General features: G+C 64.9%; 19 protein-coding genes. 11 read left to right on the top strand and 8 right to left on the bottom strand.

The genetic code is table 11. The features are described 5' to 3' along the window. Positions 1-47: 47 nt before the first annotated feature. Both sphantq_RS06065 and ruvC read left to right on the top strand, forming a co-directional pair. Positions 48-449 (top strand): endonuclease domain-containing protein, encoded by a 402-nt coding sequence (locus sphantq_RS06065; RefSeq protein WP_082679083.1) that lies wholly within the window; start codon positions 48-50, stop codon positions 447-449. Beyond that, positions 446-937 (top strand): crossover junction endodeoxyribonuclease RuvC, encoded by a 492-nt coding sequence (gene ruvC / locus sphantq_RS06060; protein ID WP_066604456.1) that lies wholly within the window; start codon positions 446-448, stop codon positions 935-937. Before sphantq_RS06065 ends, ruvC begins: the two co-directional genes overlap by 4 nt. 20 nt (positions 938-957) lie before the next feature. Here ruvC and sphantq_RS06055 read toward each other — a convergent pair whose 3' ends face one another. From sphantq_RS06055 to sphantq_RS06045, 3 genes are all read right to left on the bottom strand, one after another. Next, complete coding sequence (locus sphantq_RS06055; RefSeq protein ID WP_272799835.1) at positions 958-1,674, bottom strand: dienelactone hydrolase family protein; 717 nt, start codon at positions 1,672-1,674, stop codon at positions 958-960. A 21-nt stretch (positions 1,675-1,695) separates the two neighbouring features. Beyond that, a complete protein-coding gene (locus sphantq_RS06050) occupies positions 1,696-2,691 on the bottom strand; it encodes a 50S ribosomal protein L11 methyltransferase (protein WP_066604452.1) in 996 nt (331 codons plus the stop codon). 103 nt (positions 2,692-2,794) lie between these two features. Then, positions 2,795-4,129: a methyl-accepting chemotaxis protein gene (locus sphantq_RS06045; RefSeq protein WP_066604446.1), complete on the bottom strand. Its 1,335-nt coding sequence runs from the start codon at positions 4,127-4,129 to the stop codon at positions 2,795-2,797. Between the two features lie 210 nt (positions 4,130-4,339). On the opposite strand from sphantq_RS06045, the gene sdhC reads away from it, so the two are divergent. Genes sdhC through sdhA form a run of 3 tightly spaced genes read left to right on the top strand, consistent with a single transcriptional unit; the run spans position 4,340 to position 6,926 of the window. Next, on the top strand, positions 4,340-4,735 hold the full coding sequence (sdhC, locus tag sphantq_RS06040; protein ID WP_066604444.1) for a succinate dehydrogenase, cytochrome b556 subunit: 396 nt from the start codon (positions 4,340-4,342) through the stop codon (positions 4,733-4,735). Next, entirely contained in the window at positions 4,735-5,127 is a 393-nt protein-coding gene (gene sdhD / locus sphantq_RS06035; protein ID WP_066604441.1) for a succinate dehydrogenase, hydrophobic membrane anchor protein, read from the top strand. Before sdhC ends, sdhD begins: the two co-directional genes overlap by 1 nt. Continuing rightward, complete coding sequence (gene sdhA / locus sphantq_RS06030; protein ID WP_066604435.1) at positions 5,124-6,926, top strand: succinate dehydrogenase flavoprotein subunit; 1,803 nt, start codon at positions 5,124-5,126, stop codon at positions 6,924-6,926. Before sdhD ends, sdhA begins: the two co-directional genes overlap by 4 nt. Before the next feature lie 320 nt (positions 6,927-7,246). Here the strand turns inward: sdhA and sphantq_RS06025 are convergent, their stop codons facing one another. Further along, positions 7,247-7,705, bottom strand: a complete 459-nt coding sequence (locus sphantq_RS06025) for a vgr related protein (RefSeq protein WP_066604434.1) — start codon at positions 7,703-7,705, stop codon at positions 7,247-7,249. Then, positions 7,702-8,178: a copper chaperone PCu(A)C gene (locus sphantq_RS06020; protein ID WP_272799834.1), complete on the bottom strand. Its 477-nt coding sequence runs from the start codon at positions 8,176-8,178 to the stop codon at positions 7,702-7,704. The genes sphantq_RS06025 and sphantq_RS06020 overlap by 4 nt, the downstream gene beginning before the upstream one ends. A gap of 174 nt (positions 8,179-8,352) precedes the next feature. On the opposite strand from sphantq_RS06020, the gene dnaK reads away from it, so the two are divergent. Next, positions 8,353-10,254 (top strand): molecular chaperone DnaK, encoded by a 1,902-nt coding sequence (dnaK, locus tag sphantq_RS06015; protein ID WP_066604431.1) that lies wholly within the window; start codon positions 8,353-8,355, stop codon positions 10,252-10,254. 65 nt (positions 10,255-10,319) lie between these two features. Beyond that, complete coding sequence (dnaJ, locus tag sphantq_RS06010) at positions 10,320-11,459, top strand: molecular chaperone DnaJ (protein ID WP_272799833.1); 1,140 nt, start codon at positions 10,320-10,322, stop codon at positions 11,457-11,459. A 97-nt stretch (positions 11,460-11,556) separates the two neighbouring features. Here the strand turns inward: dnaJ and sphantq_RS06005 are convergent, their stop codons facing one another. Continuing rightward, positions 11,557-12,852: an amino acid permease gene (locus sphantq_RS06005; RefSeq protein ID WP_272799832.1), complete on the bottom strand. Its 1,296-nt coding sequence runs from the start codon at positions 12,850-12,852 to the stop codon at positions 11,557-11,559. Positions 12,853-13,108: 256 nt separating this feature from the next. On the opposite strand from sphantq_RS06005, the gene sphantq_RS06000 reads away from it, so the two are divergent. After that, positions 13,109-13,240 carry a hypothetical protein gene (locus sphantq_RS06000; protein ID WP_269076438.1) on the top strand — a complete coding sequence of 44 codons (132 nt, stop codon included), beginning with the start codon at positions 13,109-13,111 and terminating at the stop codon, positions 13,238-13,240. Between the two features lie 57 nt (positions 13,241-13,297). On the opposite strand, the gene sphantq_RS05995 is transcribed toward sphantq_RS06000, so the two are convergent. Both sphantq_RS05995 and sphantq_RS05990 read right to left on the bottom strand, forming a co-directional pair. After that, entirely contained in the window at positions 13,298-15,100 is a 1,803-nt protein-coding gene (locus sphantq_RS05995; RefSeq protein WP_272799831.1) for an acyl-CoA dehydrogenase C-terminal domain-containing protein, read from the bottom strand. A 43-nt stretch (positions 15,101-15,143) separates the two neighbouring features. Beyond that, positions 15,144-15,554 carry a MerR family transcriptional regulator gene (locus sphantq_RS05990; protein ID WP_066604422.1) on the bottom strand — a complete coding sequence of 137 codons (411 nt, stop codon included), beginning with the start codon at positions 15,552-15,554 and terminating at the stop codon, positions 15,144-15,146. A gap of 106 nt (positions 15,555-15,660) precedes the next feature. Here sphantq_RS05990 and sphantq_RS05985 point away from each other — a divergent pair, with 106 nt between their 5' ends. From sphantq_RS05985 to sphantq_RS05975, 3 genes are all read left to right on the top strand, one after another. Then, complete coding sequence (locus sphantq_RS05985) at positions 15,661-16,068, top strand: DUF2946 family protein (protein WP_272799830.1); 408 nt, start codon at positions 15,661-15,663, stop codon at positions 16,066-16,068. 173 nt (positions 16,069-16,241) lie between these two features. After that, positions 16,242-18,278 (top strand): TonB-dependent receptor family protein, encoded by a 2,037-nt coding sequence (locus sphantq_RS05980; RefSeq protein WP_272799829.1) that lies wholly within the window; start codon positions 16,242-16,244, stop codon positions 18,276-18,278. A gap of 14 nt (positions 18,279-18,292) precedes the next feature. Continuing rightward, the gene (locus sphantq_RS05975) at positions 18,293-19,564 is read left to right on the top strand and encodes a PepSY-associated TM helix domain-containing protein (RefSeq protein ID WP_272799828.1); all 1,272 of its coding nucleotides are present in this window, start codon (positions 18,293-18,295) and stop codon (positions 19,562-19,564) included. Positions 19,565-19,569 lie beyond the last annotated feature (5 nt).

Raw genomic sequence — 19,569 nt, 5'->3', positions numbered from 1 at the left:
TGCTCGTACATAGCCCGTCCCCTTGAGGGGAGGGGTTGGGGTGGGGAATGGCGCAAGACCCGCGATTGCTGAAAAATGCAGCGCATATGCGCCATGACGCCACACCCTTTGAGGTGATCCTCTGGCGTCACCTGTCCCGGTCTCAGCTTGGCTATAAATTCCGTCGTCAGCATGTGATCGGCAATCGGATTGTCGATTTCTTCTGCCCTGCCAGAGCCTTCGCGATCGAAGTCGATGGTGACACGCATGATGTGGACGAAATGGCTGTCAGAGACGCCGAACTGACCGGTATGGGCGTTGCTGTTTTGCACGTCTCGAATCGGGATGTTGCCGAGAATGTCGAAGGCGTTCTGGTGCAGATCATGACGCAGCTTGAAACGCTGCCGGATCGCTGGCCCCACCCCAACCCCTCCCCTGAAGGGGAGGGGCTAAGTTCAGAGAGTTTATGATCCTGCTCGGCCTGGACCCCGGCCTTGGCACCACCGGCTGGGGCCTGATCGCCGCGGATGGCAATCGGCTGACCCATATCGGCAATGGCCAGATCAAGACCGACAGCAGCATGGCGCTGTCCACGCGACTGCTGGCGCTCGACCTGGCGCTGACCGACCTGATCCTCGAACATCGGCCCGATGGCGCGGCGGTCGAGGAAGTGTTCGTCAATGTGAACCCGCAATCGACGCTGAAGCTGGGGCAGGCGCGGGGCGTAATTCTGCTCAATGCCGCGCGATCGGGCATGGAGGTCGGCGAATATGCCGCGCGCCTCGTCAAGAAATCAGTGGTTGGCGTCGGCAATGCGTCGAAGGAGCAGGTCCATGCGATGGTGTCGCGCCTGCTGCCCGGCGCGAAGATCGTGGGGCCGGACGCATCCGATGCGCTGGCGGTGGCGATCACCCACGCCCATCATCTCGCCAGCGCCCGGCGCATTCCGACCCGTTAAGACAGTCCTGTTTTCGGCTTTTATCCGAACAGGTCGCCCAGGAAATCCGTCATCGCGCGGAAGCTGCGCCGGTCGGCGCTTGGGCTATAGGCCAGCCCCTTTTCCGGCATATTGACGCCCTCGTCGGTGAAGGCGTGGCCGGTGCCGCCATAGGCGTGAATCTGCCAGTCGCAGCCTGCGTCGGTCAGTTCGCGGGCCAGACCCGCGGTCGCCTCTGGCGGCGCGATCGGGCCGTCCCAGCCGTGGCAGACCAGCAATTTGGCGGTGATCGGCGCGTTGGGGAAGGGCACCGGGTCATAGACCCCATGGAAGCTGACGCCGCCGCTAATGTCCGCGCCGGAGCGAGCAAGATCGAGCACGCATTTGCCGCCAAAGCAGAAGCCGATCGCCGCCGTCCTCTCTGCATCGACGTCCGCCAGCCCCTTGAGCACATCATGCGCGCCGTTCACCCGGTCGCGCAGCAAGGCGCGGTCGGCGTTCAGCGGCGCCATGTAGCGCCCGGCATCGGGGTCGGCACGGGTGGTGCGCTTGCCCTGGCCAAAGACGTCGGCGACCAGTACGGCGTAACCGAGCGCCGCGACCTTCTCGGCATAGGCGAAGTCGGCCTCCTTCGTGCCCAGTATGTTGGGGAAGAGCAGGATGCCGGGACGCGGGCCGACGGCTTCGTCTGCGACGGCGACATGCTCGAAGGGGTCGCCGGCCATGTCCTGAACGATGACGGTGCGGGTGATGCTCATGGACGATACCTCCGTTAAAGGTCAGATGCTGCCGAAGCCGGGGGCTTCGCCGCGCGCGGCGGCATTGATGCGACGGGGCCGCTTCCAGCCGATACTGGGCCGCTTGCGCAGGCGCAGCGTAGGCCATTCGCCCCGGTCGCTGCGTTCGGCGAGCCGCATCCCTTGCGTGCGATAGGCCGCGATTACCGCGTCCGCCTGTTCGTTCAGCAGGCCCGCCAGGACGATCGTGCCGCCATCCTCGACGAGGGCGCACAGCGTTGGCGCCAGTTCGATCAGCGGCCCGGCCAGGATATTGGCGATCAGCAGGTCATAGGGCGCCCGGCCGATCAGCGCGGGATGGTTGCCGCCCGCCGCCGTCACCAGCGCCAGCCGACCCGGTCCGTCGCCCAGCGCCACGCCATTGGCGCGCGCATTGTCGGCGCTGATCTCCACCGCGACGGCGTCGATGTCCGACGCGATCGCATGGGCGCGGGGCCACAGGTTGAGCGCCGCGAAGGCGAGCAGGCCGGTGCCAGTGCCGATATCGGCGACATGGGCAAAACGCATCCCCACCCGGCGCATCCGGTCGAGCATGGCGAGGCAGCCCGCGGTCGTTTCATGCTGTCCGGTGCCGAAGGCGCGACCTGCCTCGATCAGCAGATTGATATGGTCGGGCAGTTCGGGATCGGTGGCGATGTTGCGGACATGGAAGCGGCCGGCGGTCACCGGTTCCAGCCCCTGCTGGCTCAGCGTCACCCAATCCTCGTCAGGCAGCGCCTCTACAATGGGCTTGGCGCGGCTGGCGCTGGGCACCAGCGTCTTGAGCAGCTTGATCGCTGCCACGCTGGGCTTGCCCTCGAAATAGGCGTCTAGGCGCCAGGCATCCTCGTCATCGGGCGTCGCCTCGCTGGTCATCAGCACCGGCGGCTGCTCCATCATGGTGAAGGCGGCGATGTCCCCGTCCAGCGCCTCCGCTTCGGCGCGGGTGCAGGGCAGGGTGACTTTCCAGCTTTGGACTGGCTTGGCGACATCGTTCATCCCGCCGCCTTTAGACCAGCGGGCGGGGCAGGGGAAGACGGGCTACAGGGTGGCACAAGCCATCCGTTCGTTTCGAACGGAGATAGGCGCTTGAGAGAGCCGCTCAGGCCACCTGGCGGCCGAAATCGGACGAGGCATGGCGCAGGCTGGCGAGCTTGCCCTCGACGCTGACGAAGCCGCGTTCCAGCTGGTCGATTTCCGACGCCACGACTTCGGTGTCCTGGCGGATCGCCGAAATGGTGGTCGACATCGAATCGGCGGCCAGCGCGGTTTCATCGACTGCGGCGGTGATCATAGTGACGGTCTGCGCCTGCGCATCCATGGCGTGGCGGATGCGTTCGGCGCTGGCTTGCACCTCGCCCACCGTATCGCGGATACGCTCGTTGGTTTCGACCGACTGGCGGGTCGACGCCTGGATGTCGGCGATCTTGCCAGCGATCTCGTCGGTGGCGCGGGCGGTCTGGTTGGCCAGGCTTTTCACTTCCTGCGCGACGACGGCGAAGCCGCGCCCGGCGTCCCCGGCGCGGGCGGCCTCGATCGTGGCGTTCAGGGCGAGCAGGTTGGTTTGCCCTGCAATGTCGCGGATCAGGCCCAGGATCGATTCGATCGACTTGGCATGGTCGGACAGGGTGGAGGACATGGACACCGCGTCACCCGACTGGGCGGATGCGCGCTGGGCGACCTCGGCCGCGCTCTCGACTTCGGTGCGGGCGTCCTCGATCGCGCGGATCAGACCGGCCGACGTGCGGGCGGCCTCGCGCATGGCCAGCGCCGATTGTTCGGCGGCGGCGGCGACTTCGGACGCCTTGCCCAACATGCCCCGCGTGGCGGCGGAGGCGTCCTTGGCCTGTTCGCGCAACGATTCGCCCAGTTTGGACGCGCCGTCGATCTCGCCCACGATGCGCTGTTCGAACAGGGTGCCGTAACGCTGGCGCTCGGCGCGCTGCGCTTCGGCCTGGTCGGTGGCCAGCACATTGCTCATGAAACCCGAATCGATCATCGCGATCTGCAACATCATGCGCAGCAGTCGGCGGCAACGCGGCCCGTCATCATGGCAGCGTTCCCAGATGATGTCGGTGATGCGCTCGTTGGCGGCGGCGACGGCGCTCAGAACCGCGCGCACTGACACGTCGTGCTTGCGGGCGTGGCGCACGCAATCGGAAGCCGACCGCGCCCAGCGCCCTTCGGCGAAATGCATCAGCTTTTCGCGGACATAGGTGTCGGCTTCGCGCTCGATTCGCGCGATGACGGCGCTGCCCAGCCGGTCCTGAAGCCCCGTTTCACGCATATAACTGGTGAAGAAGGCGGCGCCGACGCTGCCCAGATCGTCGCCGATCAATTCGCCCACTTCGCGCGCGGCGCGGGCGATGTCGCCGGTGGGATCGACCTCCGCCAGAAAATCCGATGTGGCGGCGGCGGAAGGAAGATTGGACGGCATGAAGGACGGTCCCTGCTGATGACGTGATCGGTGCGTGTTCGTCCTTTTAGCGCGCGTTGGTTAATCACTTCTTATGCCTGACCATATGCCCGGCTGGCCGACCTGGCCAAAGGGGTAGCGGCAATCTCCCGCTTTCCGCTTCTTGCCCTCTTGGCGTATCGCACCTAAGGGGGGCGGACTCAGGGACACGTATCAGGGACTAGGGTAGACATGGCGCGATCCAACAGCCGGCCGCTCTCGCCGCATTTGACGATCTGGAAATGGGGACCGGCCATGGCCGTCTCCATCATGCACCGCGTAACGGGCAATGGCTTGGCCACCGCCGGCGCACTCGGCCTCATCTGGTGGCTGATGGCCGCCGCTACCGGGCCGGAGGCTTATGCGACCTTCGTGAAGTGCGCCACTTCGCCGATCGGCTATCTGGTGATGATCGGCCTTAGCTGGTTCTTCTTCCAGCATCTCTTCTCTGGCCTGCGGCACTTCGTGCTCGACATGGGCGCGGGTTACGAACTGAAGAACAACAAGTTGTGGTCGATCGCGACCTTCATCGCATCGCTGCTCGTGACCGGCCTCGTCTGGCTCACCATCTTCGGAAAGGCGCTCTGATGGGCAACGGTACTGGTATCGGTCGCGTCCGCGGCCTGGGCTCGGCCCGTCACGGCGCGCATCATTGGCTGGCGCAGCGCTACACCGCCGTCGGCAACCTGCTGCTGACGCTGTGGCTGCTGTTCAGCCTGCTCAGCCTGCCCGGCCTGGATTATGAAAGCGTCGTCGGCTGGATCGCCAACCCGGTGGTCGCGGTGCCGTTGATGCTGATGGTCGTCAGCATTTTCATGCACCTGCGCCTGGGGATGCAGGTGATGCTGGAGGATTATGTCCATGACAAGGGTCTGGCCTTCTTCTCCATGCTCGTCCTGAATTTCTATGCCTTTGGCGGCGCGGCCGCGGGCGTCTTCGCGATCGCCAAGATCGCCTTCATTGGGGTCGTCAAGCCATGACCGAAGCCTATAAGATCATCGACCACACCTACGACACGGTTGTCGTGGGCGCGGGCGGCTCCGGCCTGCGCGCGACCATGGGCAGCGCCGAGGCGGGCCTCAAGACCGCCTGCATCACCAAGCTGTTCCCGACACGCAGCCACACCGTCGCGGCGCAGGGCGGCATCGCCGCGTCGCTGGGCAATAACAGTCCCGACCACTGGACCTGGCACATGTACGACACCGTCAAGGGGTCCGACTGGCTGGGCGACCAGGACGCGATCGAATATATGGTGCGCGAAGCGCCGGCGGCCGTGATCGAACTGGAACATGCCGGCGTGCCGTTCAGCCGCAACGAGGACGGGACCATCTACCAGCGGCCCTTCGGCGGCCATATGCAGAATATGGGCGCCGGCCCGCCGGTGCAGCGCACCTGCGCCGCTGCCGACCGTACCGGCCACGCCATGCTGCACGCGCTCTATCAGCAGTCGCTGAAATATGACGCGGACTTTTACATCGAATATTTCGCCATCGACCTCATCATGGAAAATGGCGAATGTCGCGGCGTCATCGCCATCTGCATGGAGGATGGCTCAATCCATCGCTTCCGCAGCCATGCGGTCGTGCTGGCGACGGGCGGCTATGGCCGCGCCTATTTTTCCGCCACCTCGGCGCATAGCTGCACCGGCGACGGCGGCGGCATGGTGCTGCGCGCGGGCCTGCCGCTTCAGGATCTGGAATTCGTGCAGTTCCACCCGACCGGCATCTACGGCGCGGGCGTGCTCATCACCGAAGGCGCGCGCGGCGAGGGTGGCTACCTCACCAACTCCGAAGGCGAGCGTTTCATGGAACGCTATGCCCCCTCGGCCAAGGATCTGGCGTCGCGCGACGTCGTGTCCCGCTCGATGGCGATGGAAATGCGCGAAGGGCGCGGCGTGGGCGAGCATAAGGATCATATCTTCCTGCACCTCGACCATATCGATCCCAAGGTGCTGGCCGAACGCCTGCCGGGCATCACCGAAAGCGGCAAGATTTTCGCGGGCGTCGACCTGACCCGCCAGCCGCTGCCCGTGACGCCGACCGTCCATTATAATATGGGCGGCATCCCCTGCAATTATCATGGTCAGGTCGTGACCAAGGTAGGCGACGATCCCGAAGTGATCGTGAAAGGCCTGTTCGCGGTCGGCGAAGCGGCCTGCGTGTCGGTCCATGGCGCCAACCGCCTTGGCTCCAACAGCCTCATCGACCTAGTCGTGTTCGGCCGTGCTACGGGCTTGTTCCTCAAGGACAATCTCAAGCCCAACGCGCCGCACAAGGCGCTGCCGGCCGATGCCGCGGACCTGGCGCTCTCGCGTCTCGACCATTATCGAAACGCCAAGGGCAGCACGCCGACGGCGGACATCCGCCTGGACATGCAGCGCACCATGCAGAAGCACGCCGCCGTGTTCCGCGACAGCGCGCTTCTGTCCGAAGGCGTTATCCAGATGCAGGCGGTCAACAAGCGGTTGCAGGACGTCAAGGTTTCGGATCGCTCGCTGATCTGGAACACCGACCTCATCGAGACGCTGGAGCTGGACAATCTGATGTGCCAGGCGATCTGCACGATGGAAGGCGCCGAAGCGCGCAAGGAATCGCGCGGCGCTCACGCGCATGAGGATTTTCCCAACCGCGACGACGAAAACTGGATGAAGCACACCATCAGCTGGTTCGAAGGCTGGGGCGGTTCGGGCGGCAAGGTGACGCTCGATTATCGCCCGGTCCACGACTATACGATGACCGACGAAGCGGAATATGTGAAGCCCAAGGCGCGCGTATATTAAAGGCCGCGATCTGGTGTGAATGCGGAATAGGGCGGGCCGGAAGGTCCGCCCTTTCTGTATCGCATCAGGCATCAGAACTTTGCGGCAGCATCCATCCGCTGATGGAATACGCACACAATGTCCACGCTATCATGGCCATGCGGATGATCCGACCCATCATCGGGCATGTCTTTTAGCCGCCAAAAAGACGTCGGAAACGAAATCTTCCGTAACGGCCTTCGCTGACCTTGCGCGCGGCAAATTCGCGGAAGCGATCGCCCGGCGCGATGGAGGTGGTCTTGCTGCTCATGACGCGATGCTACCAAATATTGGTAACCGTCTTAACCAAAGGGCAGCAGCCCCTCATAAACCTCTAGCCCCGGTTTCCCCACCACCGCGACACCCCGCCGCAACAGAAAGGCGTGCCGCACGATCTCCGCCTGCTGCTCTATGCCATAGCGGTCGAACGGTCGTCCCGGCACCACATCATAACCATAGCGGCAGAAGGGATGTCGCATCAGCGGCAGCCACCACTTTCCCGAACGCTGCGCCTGCCAAACATGGGTCATTTCGTGGATGAAATGCCCCTGCAAATGCAGCGGCCCGTCGCAAAAATCCGCGCAGAACAACCCGCCGTCAGGATGAAACCACAGGTCGCCATCCGGCGCCATCGTCACCCCTTTGGGCTGGAGCGGCCACCATTTGCGCTCATGCGCTCGCACCCGACTATAATCGATCGCCCCGCCGAACATGCCGCGCGCCAGCGCAACCTCCTGCGTTGTCAGCGCGCGGCTGGTCAATGGCCCTCGTGCCCCTCCGACTTGGCGGCGGCGGTCGCACCCGCCGCTTCGGGCTTGCGGATCACCGCGTCCACCAGCAGCCGGTCGCCATTGCCCATCAGGAAGGTGAGCTGCATCTTGCCCCGGCTGATCGCCGTATCGTTGACGCCCCACAGCATCAGATGTTTAGCCCCAGGCGCGAAGGCGACCGTTGCCTTGGCCGGCACATCGACCTTGTCGACCGCCTGCATCGTCATCATCCCGTCCTTGTCGATACTCTCATGCATTTCGACCTTGAGCGCATAGTCGGTCAGCACGCCGCGCAGCTGCGTGCCCGCGTCGCCGCCATGGATGACGAAATAGCCGGCCGAGGGCGTGTCCTTATTGGGCGACAGCCGCACCCAGGCCTGGTCGATATAGCTGGGGGCGGGGTCGCCGCAGGCACTGAGCAGCATCGGTGCGGCAAGGGCGAAGAGGATAAGGGGCGCGCGCATTGGATGCTCCATGACTGTCTCGTTTCCGGTCGCCCGCATAGGTAATCGTCACAACTTCTTGTGCCAAGCGAAAGCGCGCCTATATCCCACCTGCAAACCGGCCTTGCCTTGGCGCTTATGTGAGGTATTGGGCCGTCAACCGCTGAATAGAATTTGGGGTTCAAAGAGGACACAATGGCAAAAGTAATCGGTATCGACCTTGGCACCACCAACAGCTGCATCGCCGTCATGGACGGCGGCAAGCCCAAGGTTATCGAAAATGCAGAAGGTGCGCGCACCACGCCCTCGATCGTCGCTTTCGCCAAGGATGGCGAGCGCCTGATCGGTCAGCCGGCCAAGCGCCAGGCTGTCACCAATGGCGACAACACGATTTTCGCGGTGAAGCGCCTGATCGGCCGCCGCTTCGACGATCCCATGACCAAGAAGGACATGGAACTCGTCCCCTATGACATCGCCAAGGGTCCGAATGGCGACGCCTGGGTCAAGGCCGGTGGCGAGGATTACAGCCCGTCGCAGATCAGCGCGTTCATCCTGCAGAAGATGAAGGAAACCGCGGAGTCCTATCTGGGCGAAACGGTCACGCAGGCGGTCATCACCGTTCCCGCTTATTTCAACGACGCCCAGCGTCAGGCGACCAAGGACGCCGGCCAGATTGCGGGCCTCGAAGTCCTGCGCATCATCAACGAGCCGACCGCGGCCGCCCTTGCATACGGGCTGGACAAGCAGGACGGCAAGACGATCGCGGTCTATGACCTTGGCGGCGGCACGTTCGACATCTCGATCCTGGAGATCGGCGACGGCGTGTTCGAAGTGAAGTCGACCAATGGCGACACTTTCCTTGGCGGCGAGGATTTCGACGCGAAGGTGGTGCAGTTCCTGGCCGACGACTTCAAGAAGACTGAGAGCATCGATCTGACAAAGGACAAGCTGGCCCTCCAGCGTCTGAAGGAAGCCGCGGAAAAGGCGAAGATCGAACTATCGTCGGCCCAGTCGACCGAAGTCAACCTGCCTTTCATCACCGCCGACCAAAATGGTCCCAAGCATCTGGTCAAGACGATCACCCGCGCCGATCTGGAGCGTATGGTCGCCGACCTCATCAAGCGGACCATGGAACCGTGCAAGAAGGCGATGGCCGACGCGGGCGTTTCGGCGAGCGAGATCAGCGAAGTGGTGCTGGTGGGCGGCATGACCCGGATGCCCAAGGTGCGCGAAGCCGTGAAGGAGTTCTTCGGCAAGGAACCGCATACCGGCGTGAACCCCGACGAAGTCGTCGCCATGGGCGCGGCGATCCAGGCGGGCGTGTTGCAGGGCGACGTCAAGGACGTGCTGCTGCTCGATGTGACGCCGCTGTCGCTGGGCATCGAGACGCTCGGTGGCGTGTTCACCCGTATGATCGACCGCAACACGACGATCCCCGCCAAAAAGTCGCAGGTCTATTCGACCGCCGACGACAATCAGCAGGCGGTGACGATCCGCGTGTTCCAGGGTGAGCGGGAAATGGCGGCGGACAACAAGATCCTGGGCCAGTTCGACCTGCTCGGCATCCCGCCGGCGCCGCGGGGCGTGCCGCAGATCGAAGTCACGTTCGACATCGACGCCAACGGTCTGGTCAATGTGTCGGCCAAGGACAAGGGCACCGGCAAGGAACAGCAGATCCGCATCCAGGCGTCGGGTGGCCTCAGCGATTCCGACATCGACCAGATGGTCAAGGATGCCGAGCGTTTCGCCGAGGACGACAAGAAGCGTCGCGAGGCGGCCGAGGCGAAGAACAACGCCGAGAGCCTGGTCCACACGACCGAAGCGCAGCTGGCCGAACATGGCGACAAGGTCGACGCCAGCCTGAAGGGCGAGATCGAAACCGCGATCGCCGACACCAAGGCGGCGATCGAGGGCGGCGAGCCCGAAGCGATGAAAGCCAAGGCGCAGGAACTCGCGACCGTCGCGATGAAGCTGGGCCAGGCGATCTACGAGAAGGAGCAGGCTTCGGCCGCTGCTCCGGGTGCGGATGCGCCTAAGGCTGACGATGATGTCGTTGACGCCGAATTCTCGGAAGTCGACGAAAACAACAAGGCATAATCTATGCCCATCGCCCGTCATGCCGGTACGAACCGGGGTGACGGGCGAAGCGGGCGGGAGCCTCTATGACGACCGAAGTTGATTATTACGAGTTGCTCGAAATCGAGCGCACGGCTGACGGAGGCGCCATCAAAAGCGCCTATCGCAAAATGGCGATGAAATATCACCCGGACAAGACCGGGGGATGCACCGACAGCGAAGCGAAGTTCAAGGCCGTGTCGGCGGCTTACGACTGCCTGAAAGATGCGCAAAAGCGCGCGGCCTATGACCGGTTCGGCCATGCGGCCTACACCCAGCAACAGCAGGGCGGCGGCGGCGGTTTTCACGGCGGCGGCGCAGGCGGCTTTTCCGACTTGGGCGATATTTTCGAAACCATTTTCGGCCAGTCCGGCTTTGGCGGGCAGGGTGGCGGGCGTCAGGCCAATCGTCGCGGCGCGGACCTGCGCTACGACATGGAGATCACGCTGGACGAAGCCTATCATGGCAAGAAGACAGAGATCGAGATCGAGGTGTCCACGGCCTGCGATAGTTGCGAGGGATCGGGCGCGCAGCCCGGCACCGGGGTCAAGAGCTGCGGCACGTGCAAGGGCCATGGCCAGGTCCGCGCGCAGCAGGGCTTTTTCGTGGTCGAACGCACCTGTCCGTCCTGCCATGGCGCAGGTCAGGTGATCGAAAGCCCGTGCCGCTCCTGCCGGGGCGAAGGCCGGGTGGACAAGCCCAAAAGTCTGTCGGTCAATATCCCGGCCGGTGTTGACGAAGGCACGCGCATTCGCCTGTCGGGCGAGGGCGAGGCTGGCGCGCGCGGCGCACCGGCGGGTGACCTCTATATCTTCCTGCATGTGAAGCGGCACGGCCTGTTCGAACGCGACGGCACGACGTTGTTCTGTCGCGCGCCGGTCAGCTTCACGACGGCGGCGCTGGGGGGATCGATTGAAGTGCCGGGCCTGGACGGCCTGCGGCATGAGATCAAGATTCCCAGCGGCATTCAGTCGGGCAAGCAGATTCGCCAGCGTGGCGGCGGTATGCCGGTGCTGAACGGCCGGGGTCAGGGCGATCTGGTCGTCCAGATCGACGTCGAGACGCCGACCCGCCTGACCGCGAAGCAGAAGGAACTGCTTGAAGCCTTCCGCGAGACCGAAACCGGCGAGGAATGTCCGCAGGTCAGCGGCTTCTTCTCCAAACTCAAGGATTTGTGGGCGGATTGATCCTTAAAAAAGATGCCGTTCGATTCGAGTAGCCTTCGAGCCTGTCGAGAAGGCGTATCGAGAATGGGTCTCGACAAGCGCGAACCGAACGGATGTCTTACAAGGACCGTCGTTCCCGCCGCGCCCACCAGTAGAAGGGCAGGCCGGCCGCCATCAGCAAGACGCTCGACCCGCTGGCCGCCAGTCCCGCGCCCCACAGCGTCCAGAGCGCATAGCCAAGCCCGATGACCGCCGCCGGCGCCACCAGCCGGAAACGCAGGCTCGCCAACGCGCACCCGACATAGAGCCACAAGGTCGCCGATGTCGCCAGCAGCGCCATCGCCGTGAACAGCGCCACCAGCCCCTGCAAACTATTGGCGACCAGCAACAGGCTGGCCAATGTCGTGGACAGGATCAACCCGCGCACCGGCGTCCCTTTGGCGTCGGTGCCAGCCAGCCAGCGCGGCAATTCGCCCGCCCGCGCCATCGCCAAAGGTACTTCGCCCTGAAGCAAAGTCCAGCCATTGAGCGCGCCCAGGCAACTGACGACCACGAAGATCGCGATGTAGCGCGCTGGTCCCGCCGACCAATAATGGCTGACGAACGCGGCGAAGGGCGACCCGGTCTGCGTTTCCGCCGCTGGCAGCGTGAGCGCGATGCCTGAACAGACCAGCAGGTATATCAGCCCCGTCCCCGCCGTGCCGATCAATGTCGCGCGCGGGATGGTGCGCGCAGGATCGCGCACCTTGTCGGCCGCGACGCTGGCGGATTCGAACCCCAGCAACGCCCACAGCGTCAACGCCGCCGACGCGGTGATCCCCGCGCCGGTCAGGCCTTGCGCGGGAAAGGGCGCGACCTGCGCCTCGCCGCTGGAGAGGATCAGCACCAGCAACACCATGACGACGATGATGGGGATCAGCTTGACGCAGGTGGTGGCGATCTGCGTCATGCCCGCCGCCCGCGCGCCGATCAGGTTGATGCCGGTCATCGCCCAGAGGAAGGCGATCGAGCAGATTGCGCCCATACCCGGCGCAGCGAGCGCAGGCAGCACGCTGCTCAGGTTCGCGGTCGCCGCCACCGCGATGGTGACGTTGGTGATGATGATCGACAACCAGTAGATCCAGCCGATCGCAAAGCCCGCCAGCGGGCCATAGGCGCGCGCGATCATCTGCGATGCATTGGCGTCGGGCATGGCGACGGTCATCCGGGCGATGACGAAGGCCAGCACCAGCGACCCAGCGATGGTGAACACCCATCCCGCCACCGCATCCCAGCCGAACGGCGCGAGCGCCGCGGGCAGCAGGAACACGCCCGACCCGATCATATTGCCCATGACCAGCGCGATGCAGGCGGCCAGGCCCAGGGTGCGGGCGGAGGAGGGCGCTGAAGGCGCGGCGATGTCGGGGGCTGGCATGGGCGGATGCTAACGGGGGCGGGGGACGATGGCTAGGGTCGGTTGTTGCACGGGGAGGGGAGGATGGGTGGTTTACGGCCATGCCCCCGCCAGCGGGAGTGGGACACGTCCTCGGTCGCTACCAGACCAACCCGCTACGCCGACTTACATTAACTGCAATCGCCTCGACCCGCATTGCATTTGCGAAAGCGCGACCGGAAGCCCAGATGAACCTTGATGTTGCAACGCAGCAAAATCTATCAATCGAGGCTCCACGATGTTTTCCCTGCTGTCGCTTTATTTCGCCTATCGCCGTGACGTCGTCATCGGCGAACGCTATATGGCCGGCCTCGCCAAGGCGCAGACGCCGGTCGAGGACGATGTGACCCCGATCCCGCTCGCAGCCTGACGCAAAAAGGGCGACCGATGGGCCGCCCTTTTTTCGTCTGATACTGGTCGCGCCGGGTCAGGCGGCCAGGAACATGTCTGGATCGAGCGCCATAAGCGCATCGGCGCCGCCCTCAATCTTGCGACGCAGCGACCCTGCATCGGGCATGATCCGTTCCGCATAGAAGCGCGCCGTCACCAGCTTGGCTTCCAGATACTGCGCGTCCCCTTCGCCCGCTTCCAGCAGCGTCACCGCCGCCTTGCTCATGCGCAGCCACATCAGGCCGGTCGCGACGATGCCCATGATGTGCATATAATGATGCGCGCCCGCCCCGGCATGGTCGGGGTTCTTCATCGCATTCTGCATCAGCCACATGGTCGCCGCGCCCAACTGGCCGCTCGCCTTTTCCAGCGCCTCGGCAAAGCTGCCCAGCTTCTCATGCCCCTTGGCGTCGGCTACTTCGTCCGCCACGATCTTCAGGAACGCCTGGAGCGCGCGCCCGCCGTTCATGGGCAGCTTGCGCCCGACCAGGTCCATCGCCTGCACGCCGTTGGTGCCCTCGTAAATCTGGGCGATGCGCGCGTCGCGCACATACTGCTCCACGCCATTTTCCCAGATATAGCCATGGCCGCCGAACACCTGCTGGCAGGCGACCGCCACGTCGAAGCCCTTGTCGGTGCCATAGCCCTTGATCACCGGGGTCAGCAGGGTGATGAGATCGTCGGCGCTCTGCCGCTCTTCGGGGGTGGCGGCATGGTGCGACAGGTCGACCTGCAACGCGCCCCACAGAATGAAGGCGCGCAGCCCTTCGGTGATCGCCTTGGCCTCCATCAGCATCCGGCGCACGTCGGGATGGACGAACAGCGTGTCGGCCTTTTCCTCCGGCTCCTTCGGCCCGGTCAGCGCACGGCCCTGGCGGCGATCGCGCGCATAATGGACGGCGTTCTGGAACGCGATCTCCGCCTGGCCCAGCCCCTGTAGCCCCACGCCCAGCCGCGCCGCGTTCATCATGATGAACATCGCGGCCAGACCCTTATTCTCCTCGCCCACGATCCATCCGGTCGCGCCGTCATAATTCATGACGCAGGTCGCGTTGCCGTGAATGCCCATCTTATGTTCGATCGACCCGCACGACACCGCATTGCGATCCCCCACCGATCCGTCGTCGCCGACGAAGAATTTGGGCACGACGAACAGCGAGATACCCTTGCTGCCTTCGGGCGCGTCGGGCGTCTTGGCCAGGACGAGATGGATGATATTTTCCGACAGGTCATGCTCGCCGGCCGAAATGAAAATCTTGGTGCCGGTGATGCTATAGCTGCCATCGGCCTGCGGCACGGCCTTGGTCTTGATGAGGCCCAGGTCGGTGCCGCAATGCGGTTCGGTCAGGTTCATCGTGCCGGTCCATTCGCCCGACACCATCTTGGGAATGTAGCGTTGCTGCAATTCGGCGCTGCCCTTGGCGATCAGCGCCGCGACCGCGCCGGCGGTCAGGCCGTGATACATTTCAAACGCCTGGTTGGCCGACAGCACATATTCGTCCACCGCCGTCGCCAGCACGCTGGGCAGGCCCTGGCCGCCAAATTCCGCCGGGCCGTGGATCGTCGTCCATCCGCCCGCGACGAACTGGTCGAACGCCGCCTTGAAGCCGGTCGGCGTCGTCACGCTGCCGTCCGGATGCCGGGTGCAGCCTTCCTTGTCGCCCACCGCATTCAGCGGAAACAGCACTTCGGACGCCATCTTGCCGCCTTCGGTCAGGATCGCCTCGACCAGGTCTGGGGTGGCGTTCTCGAAGCCGGGCAGATTGGCGTAGCGGTCCAGCCCGACCACATGGTCCAGCACGAAACGGGTGTCGCGAACGGGGGCGGCATAGCTGGGCATGATCTTCTCCTGCGATATTTTTATTGAAGGGTAGGGGAGGGAATTAGCGCTGTTCGATGGTCGCGACGAAGGCGTCCAGTTCGGCGATGGCGGCGTCGATATCTTCTTTCTGCCGGGTCAAAAGGTCGATTCGCGCCTTGCATTTGTCCACGGTGACGCGACGCTGGGCCTCATGCTCTTCGTCGGCGTCGTAGAGATCGATCATCTCGCGGATTTCGGTCAGGCTGAAACCGACGCGCTTGCCGCGCAAAATCCAGGCGAGCCGGGCGCGGTCGCGCCGCGAGTAGATGCGGGCCAGCCCCTGCCGTTCCGGCGAGATCAGCCCCTCATCCTCATAGAAGCGCAGCGCGCGCGCGGTCACGCCGAACTCTTCGGACAGGTCGGTGATGCTGTAGCTCTGCCGTTCGCTATGGTCGGGCAGTTCGATGCCGGCGATGCTGCTGCGGTTGTTCATGCCGAAAGATGTAATCGAGCTTTACGTTTACGTCAAGGTGAGTGAATGGACAGGTTGGACCTTTTGACCGGATGACAGAACGCTCCGTCGCCGCTAGGGAAGCGCCATGATGGGGGCGATCAGACAATCGGAAAGGGCGCGCGGGCTGTTGGCCGCACTGGCGCTCCTCGTCCTCGCCATCCAGTTGATCGCGCCCGCCGGCTTCATGCCGGTGCGCACCGCAACGGGCGTCGTGGTGACGCTCTGCACCGGGCAGGGCGCGGTCAATGTCGTGGTCCCGCGCGGGGAAGCGCCGGGCAAGCAAGGCCAGCCGGACGATGGCATGACCGGGCAGCAGCATTGCCCCTTCGCCGCCTCGGTCCAACCGGTTGTGCCGCCGCTCGTCGCCGCAGATCTGCCGCTCCCGGCCTGGCAGATCGCCTTCGGCCCGATCGCCTTCGCGCTCAAGACCGGCGTCATCACCCGCCTCGCCGCGCCGCCGCCGCCCTCATCAGGGCCGCCCACGACTTTCTGAACGCTATCGCCACCTCTCACCGTTCGGGCTGAGCCTGTCGAAGCCCCGTCCTTTTCTTGACGAAAAGCGCGGCTCTCTTCGCGAAGCGCCTGATCAACGGTCCTGAAGTGGCATGACCTGATCGTCGCGCCCGCGCGCCGATCCTGCATTGCCCGTTCTCAGAAAGTCGTTCCATGCGTCACACCCACGCCACGCGCAGCCTGCCGCTGTGCGCCCTCATCCTTGCCCTCTCCGCCGCCCCGGCCTTCGCCGACGAAGCCGACCACAGCGCCATCATCGTCACCGCCAGTCCCGCTGTCGACGCCGCCGCCGCCCGCTTGCAGCGCACCCCCGGCGGCGTCGATGTGATCGCGGCGGAAGCGTTCGAAAACAAACTCGCCGTCTCGCTGCGCGATGCGCTCGCCTTTTCGCCCGGCGTCTATACGCAGCCGCGTTTCGGGCAGGAGGTGCGGATATCGATCCGCGGGTCGGGCCTGTCGCGCGGCTATCATATGCGCGGGCTGACGCTGTTGCAGGATGGCGTGCCGATCAATAGCGCCGACGATAATGGCGATTTCCAGGAACTGGACCCGCAGGTCTTCCAGCATATCGAGGTCTATCGCGGCGGCAATGCGCTGCGTTACGGCGGGTCGACGCTGGGCGGGGCGATCAATGCGGTGACCCCGACCGGCCGCAATACGCCCGGCGCGGAAGTCCGCATCGACGGCGGCAGCTTCGACACGCTGCGCGGCAAGATCGCCTATGGCTATGCCGACGATCATGGCGACGCCTATGCCGCGCTGACCGCCGACCGATCCGACAGCGACCGCATCCATGGCGATCGTAAGGCGCTGCGTTTTAACGGCAATATCGGGCTGAAACTCAGCGACCATATCGAAACCCGCTTTTATGCCAGCGCCCAGACGATCCGCCAGAAACTCGCCGGCGCGCTAAGCGAGAAGGATGCACTGACCAATCCGGCCAAGGGTAATGTCGTGCTCGATCAGGCGCGCAACATCGATTCGATGCGCTTGCAGAACCGCACCACGGTCGATCTGGCGCACGGCCAACTGGCCTTCGGCGGCTTCTTCAATGCCAAATCACTCGACCATCCCATCTATCAGGTGATCGACCAGAGGTCGCAGGTATGGGGTGGCTTCGTCAGCCTCGACCTGGCGGGCGATCTGGGTCGCCTGCCGGTGGAACTGACGCTGGGCAGCCAGGCGCGGTTCGGCAACGGCATGTCGCGCCAGTTCGTCAATCTGGGCGGCAAGTCCGGCGCGCCCACCGCCTATCAGCGGCCCAGCGCGCAGACCATCAACAGCTATGGCGAGTTGCGCGTCGCGCCTTTGCCGGGCCTGTGGCTGATCGCGGGCGGCCTCCACAGCCTTGGCGAGCGCAAGATCGACAATCGCTTCGCCCCCGCGCGCAGCGGTAAGGCCAGTTTCGACAGCTTCGCGCCGAAACTGGGCCTGCTCTATCAACCCGCCGATACCCTGCAATTCTATGCCAATGTCAGCCGCTCGGTCGAAATGCCGGGCTATGCCGAATTGAGCCAGACGCCGGCCGGCGGCGTGCCGGGCTTCACCCCGGTCGGCCTGCAAAAGGCGTGGACGGCGGAGGTCGGCACGCGCGGCGCGATGGGCATCGCCCGATGGGATATCAGCCTCTACCGCGCCGACATAAGGGGGGAGATGCTGCAATATAGCGTGGTGCCGGGCACGATCCCCGCCGCCACTTTCAACGCCGATCGCACCCGGCACCAGGGGTTGGAGGCGGGGCTGGACCTGGCATTCGCGCCTTGGGCGACCCTGCGGCAGGTCTATCAATATAGCGACTTCCGATTCCGCGACGACGCACAGTTCGGCGACAACCGCCTGCCGGTGATCCCGCGCCACGCCTATCGTGCGGAACTCCAGCTAGGCACGGATCGCCTGTCCGTCTCGCCCGCGGTCGAATGGCTGCCGCAGGGCGCCTGGGTCGATTATGCCAATACGAAGCGCGTGGGCGGCTATGCGATGTTGAACCTGGGCGCGCAGGCGCAGCTACGCGATGGCGTGACCCTGTTCCTCGACGCCCGCAACCTGACCGCCCGCCGCGCGATCGGCGATATCAGCGCGCTCGTCCGCTACACGCCGGACAATGCCGCCACCACCGCCGACGAAGGCAGCGCCGCCTTCTATCCCATCGAACGCCGCGCCATTTATGGCGGCGTGCGCGCGCGCTTCTGATGGAGGGCGGAACCATGGCGGGAGGCGCATTCTACCGGGCGATGTGGCGCTGGCATTTCTATGCCGGACTGATCGTGCTCCCTATATTGGCGCTGATGGCGGTGACTGGCGCGCTCTATCTCTACAAGCCGGAGCTGGAGGCGGCGCTCTATCCGGTGCGGATCGCCGCGCCGCCGGATGCGCGGACCCTGCCGCCCTCGCAAATCATTACGATAACGCAACGAATATCGGGCGATCCGGTCACCCAATTGCTGATCCCGGCCGCCCGGACGGAAAGCTGGCGGGTGACGACCAAAGCCGAAAACGGCGATTCAACTGTCCAACTCGTTGACGCATTTGACGGCCATATTCTGGGCGTGATCCACCGCGGCGGCGTCATGAAGACGATCAAGGATCTGCACAGCCTGGCGCTGACCGGCCCGATCGGCAACCGGTTGGTGGAGGTCGTCGCGGGCTGGGCGATCATCTTGTGCGTCACCGGCGTCTATCTGCGCTGGCCCCGGCGCGGTCAGCGGGCGCTGGCGATCCGGGGCCGGGTCGGGGGGCGGATCTTCTGGCGCGACCTGCATGGCACGCTGGGCTTCCTGTCGGCCGGGGTCATCCTGTTCCTCGCGGTGACCGGGATGCCCTGGACCGACATCTGGGGCGGGGGATTGCGCGCCGTCGTCGCCGCCAACGACTGGGGCCGCCCGAAAATGGCGGTCATCCCCTGGACCGCCCCGGCCAGGGACGCGCTCCCCTGGACCCTGCGCGAAGGCGGCGGCGCGGCGGGCGCGCCTGGCGACATTGGTGTCGATGCGGTCGCCCGGATCGCCGCGATGCGCGGGCTGCGTCATGGCTATCAGATCATCCTGCCGTCCCATCCCGGCGCGCCCTATCTGGTCGCGAGCCTGGTGCAACGCGCCGACGACGCCCGCGCCCTGACCATCGACGCGGCCAGCGGCGCGGTGGCGCAGGATATCGACTGGCGCATGTTCGGTCCGGGGGCGAAAGCGGTCGAATGGGGCATCGCCGCCCATCAGGGCCAGCAATATGGCGAGGCCAATCGCCTGCTGATGCTGGCGGGCTGCCTCTGCCTGCTGGCGCTGTGCGTCACCGCGCCGATCCTGTGGTGGAAGCGGCGCAAGCATGGCCGCCTGCACCCGCCGCCTGCCTCCACGCCCGCCGCCCGGCGCATGGTCGCGGCGCTGATGCTGGGACTGGGCATATTCTTCCCGCTCACCGGCCTGTCGATGCTGGCCGCTCTGGCGGGGGAATGGCTGGTCGGGCAGGTGCGGATGGCCTGACCGCC

Origin of the sequence: Sphingobium sp. AntQ-1 (assembly GCF_028538045.1) — a bacterium.
Classification (GTDB): domain Bacteria; phylum Pseudomonadota; class Alphaproteobacteria; order Sphingomonadales; family Sphingomonadaceae; genus Sphingobium; species Sphingobium cupriresistens.
This window is presented reverse-complemented; position numbering and strand designations above follow the sequence as displayed.

What these genes read in the sequence shown, in the direction of transcription:
- sphantq_RS06065 (WP_082679083.1), top strand. Translation starts at nt 48, where the DNA reads ATGGCGCAAGACCCGCGATTGCTGAAAAATGCAGCGCATATGCGCCAT.
- ruvC (WP_066604456.1), top strand. Translation starts at nt 446, where the DNA reads ATGATCCTGCTCGGCCTGGACCCCGGCCTTGGCACCACCGGCTGGGGC.
- sphantq_RS06055 (WP_272799835.1), bottom strand. Translation starts at nt 1,674, where the DNA reads ATGAGCATCACCCGCACCGTCATCGTTCAGGACATGGCCGGCGACCCC.
- sphantq_RS06050 (WP_066604452.1), bottom strand. Translation starts at nt 2,691, where the DNA reads ATGAACGATGTCGCCAAGCCAGTCCAAAGCTGGAAAGTCACCCTGCCC.
- sphantq_RS06045 (WP_066604446.1), bottom strand. Translation starts at nt 4,129, where the DNA reads ATGCCGTCCAATCTTCCTTCCGCCGCCGCCACATCGGATTTTCTGGCG.
- sdhC (WP_066604444.1), top strand. Translation starts at nt 4,340, where the DNA reads ATGGCGCGATCCAACAGCCGGCCGCTCTCGCCGCATTTGACGATCTGG.
- sdhD (WP_066604441.1), top strand. Translation starts at nt 4,735, where the DNA reads ATGGGCAACGGTACTGGTATCGGTCGCGTCCGCGGCCTGGGCTCGGCC.
- sdhA (WP_066604435.1), top strand. Translation starts at nt 5,124, where the DNA reads ATGACCGAAGCCTATAAGATCATCGACCACACCTACGACACGGTTGTC.
- sphantq_RS06020 (WP_272799834.1), bottom strand. Translation starts at nt 8,178, where the DNA reads ATGCGCGCGCCCCTTATCCTCTTCGCCCTTGCCGCACCGATGCTGCTC.
- dnaK (WP_066604431.1), top strand. Translation starts at nt 8,353, where the DNA reads ATGGCAAAAGTAATCGGTATCGACCTTGGCACCACCAACAGCTGCATC.
- dnaJ (WP_272799833.1), top strand. Translation starts at nt 10,320, where the DNA reads ATGACGACCGAAGTTGATTATTACGAGTTGCTCGAAATCGAGCGCACG.
- sphantq_RS06005 (WP_272799832.1), bottom strand. Translation starts at nt 12,852, where the DNA reads ATGCCAGCCCCCGACATCGCCGCGCCTTCAGCGCCCTCCTCCGCCCGC.
- sphantq_RS06000 (WP_269076438.1), top strand. Translation starts at nt 13,109, where the DNA reads ATGTTTTCCCTGCTGTCGCTTTATTTCGCCTATCGCCGTGACGTCGTC.
- sphantq_RS05995 (WP_272799831.1), bottom strand. Translation starts at nt 15,100, where the DNA reads ATGCCCAGCTATGCCGCCCCCGTTCGCGACACCCGTTTCGTGCTGGAC.
- sphantq_RS05990 (WP_066604422.1), bottom strand. Translation starts at nt 15,554, where the DNA reads ATGAACAACCGCAGCAGCATCGCCGGCATCGAACTGCCCGACCATAGC.
- sphantq_RS05985 (WP_272799830.1), top strand. Translation starts at nt 15,661, where the DNA reads ATGATGGGGGCGATCAGACAATCGGAAAGGGCGCGCGGGCTGTTGGCC.
- sphantq_RS05980 (WP_272799829.1), top strand. Translation starts at nt 16,242, where the DNA reads ATGCGTCACACCCACGCCACGCGCAGCCTGCCGCTGTGCGCCCTCATC.
- sphantq_RS05975 (WP_272799828.1), top strand. Translation starts at nt 18,293, where the DNA reads ATGGCGGGAGGCGCATTCTACCGGGCGATGTGGCGCTGGCATTTCTAT.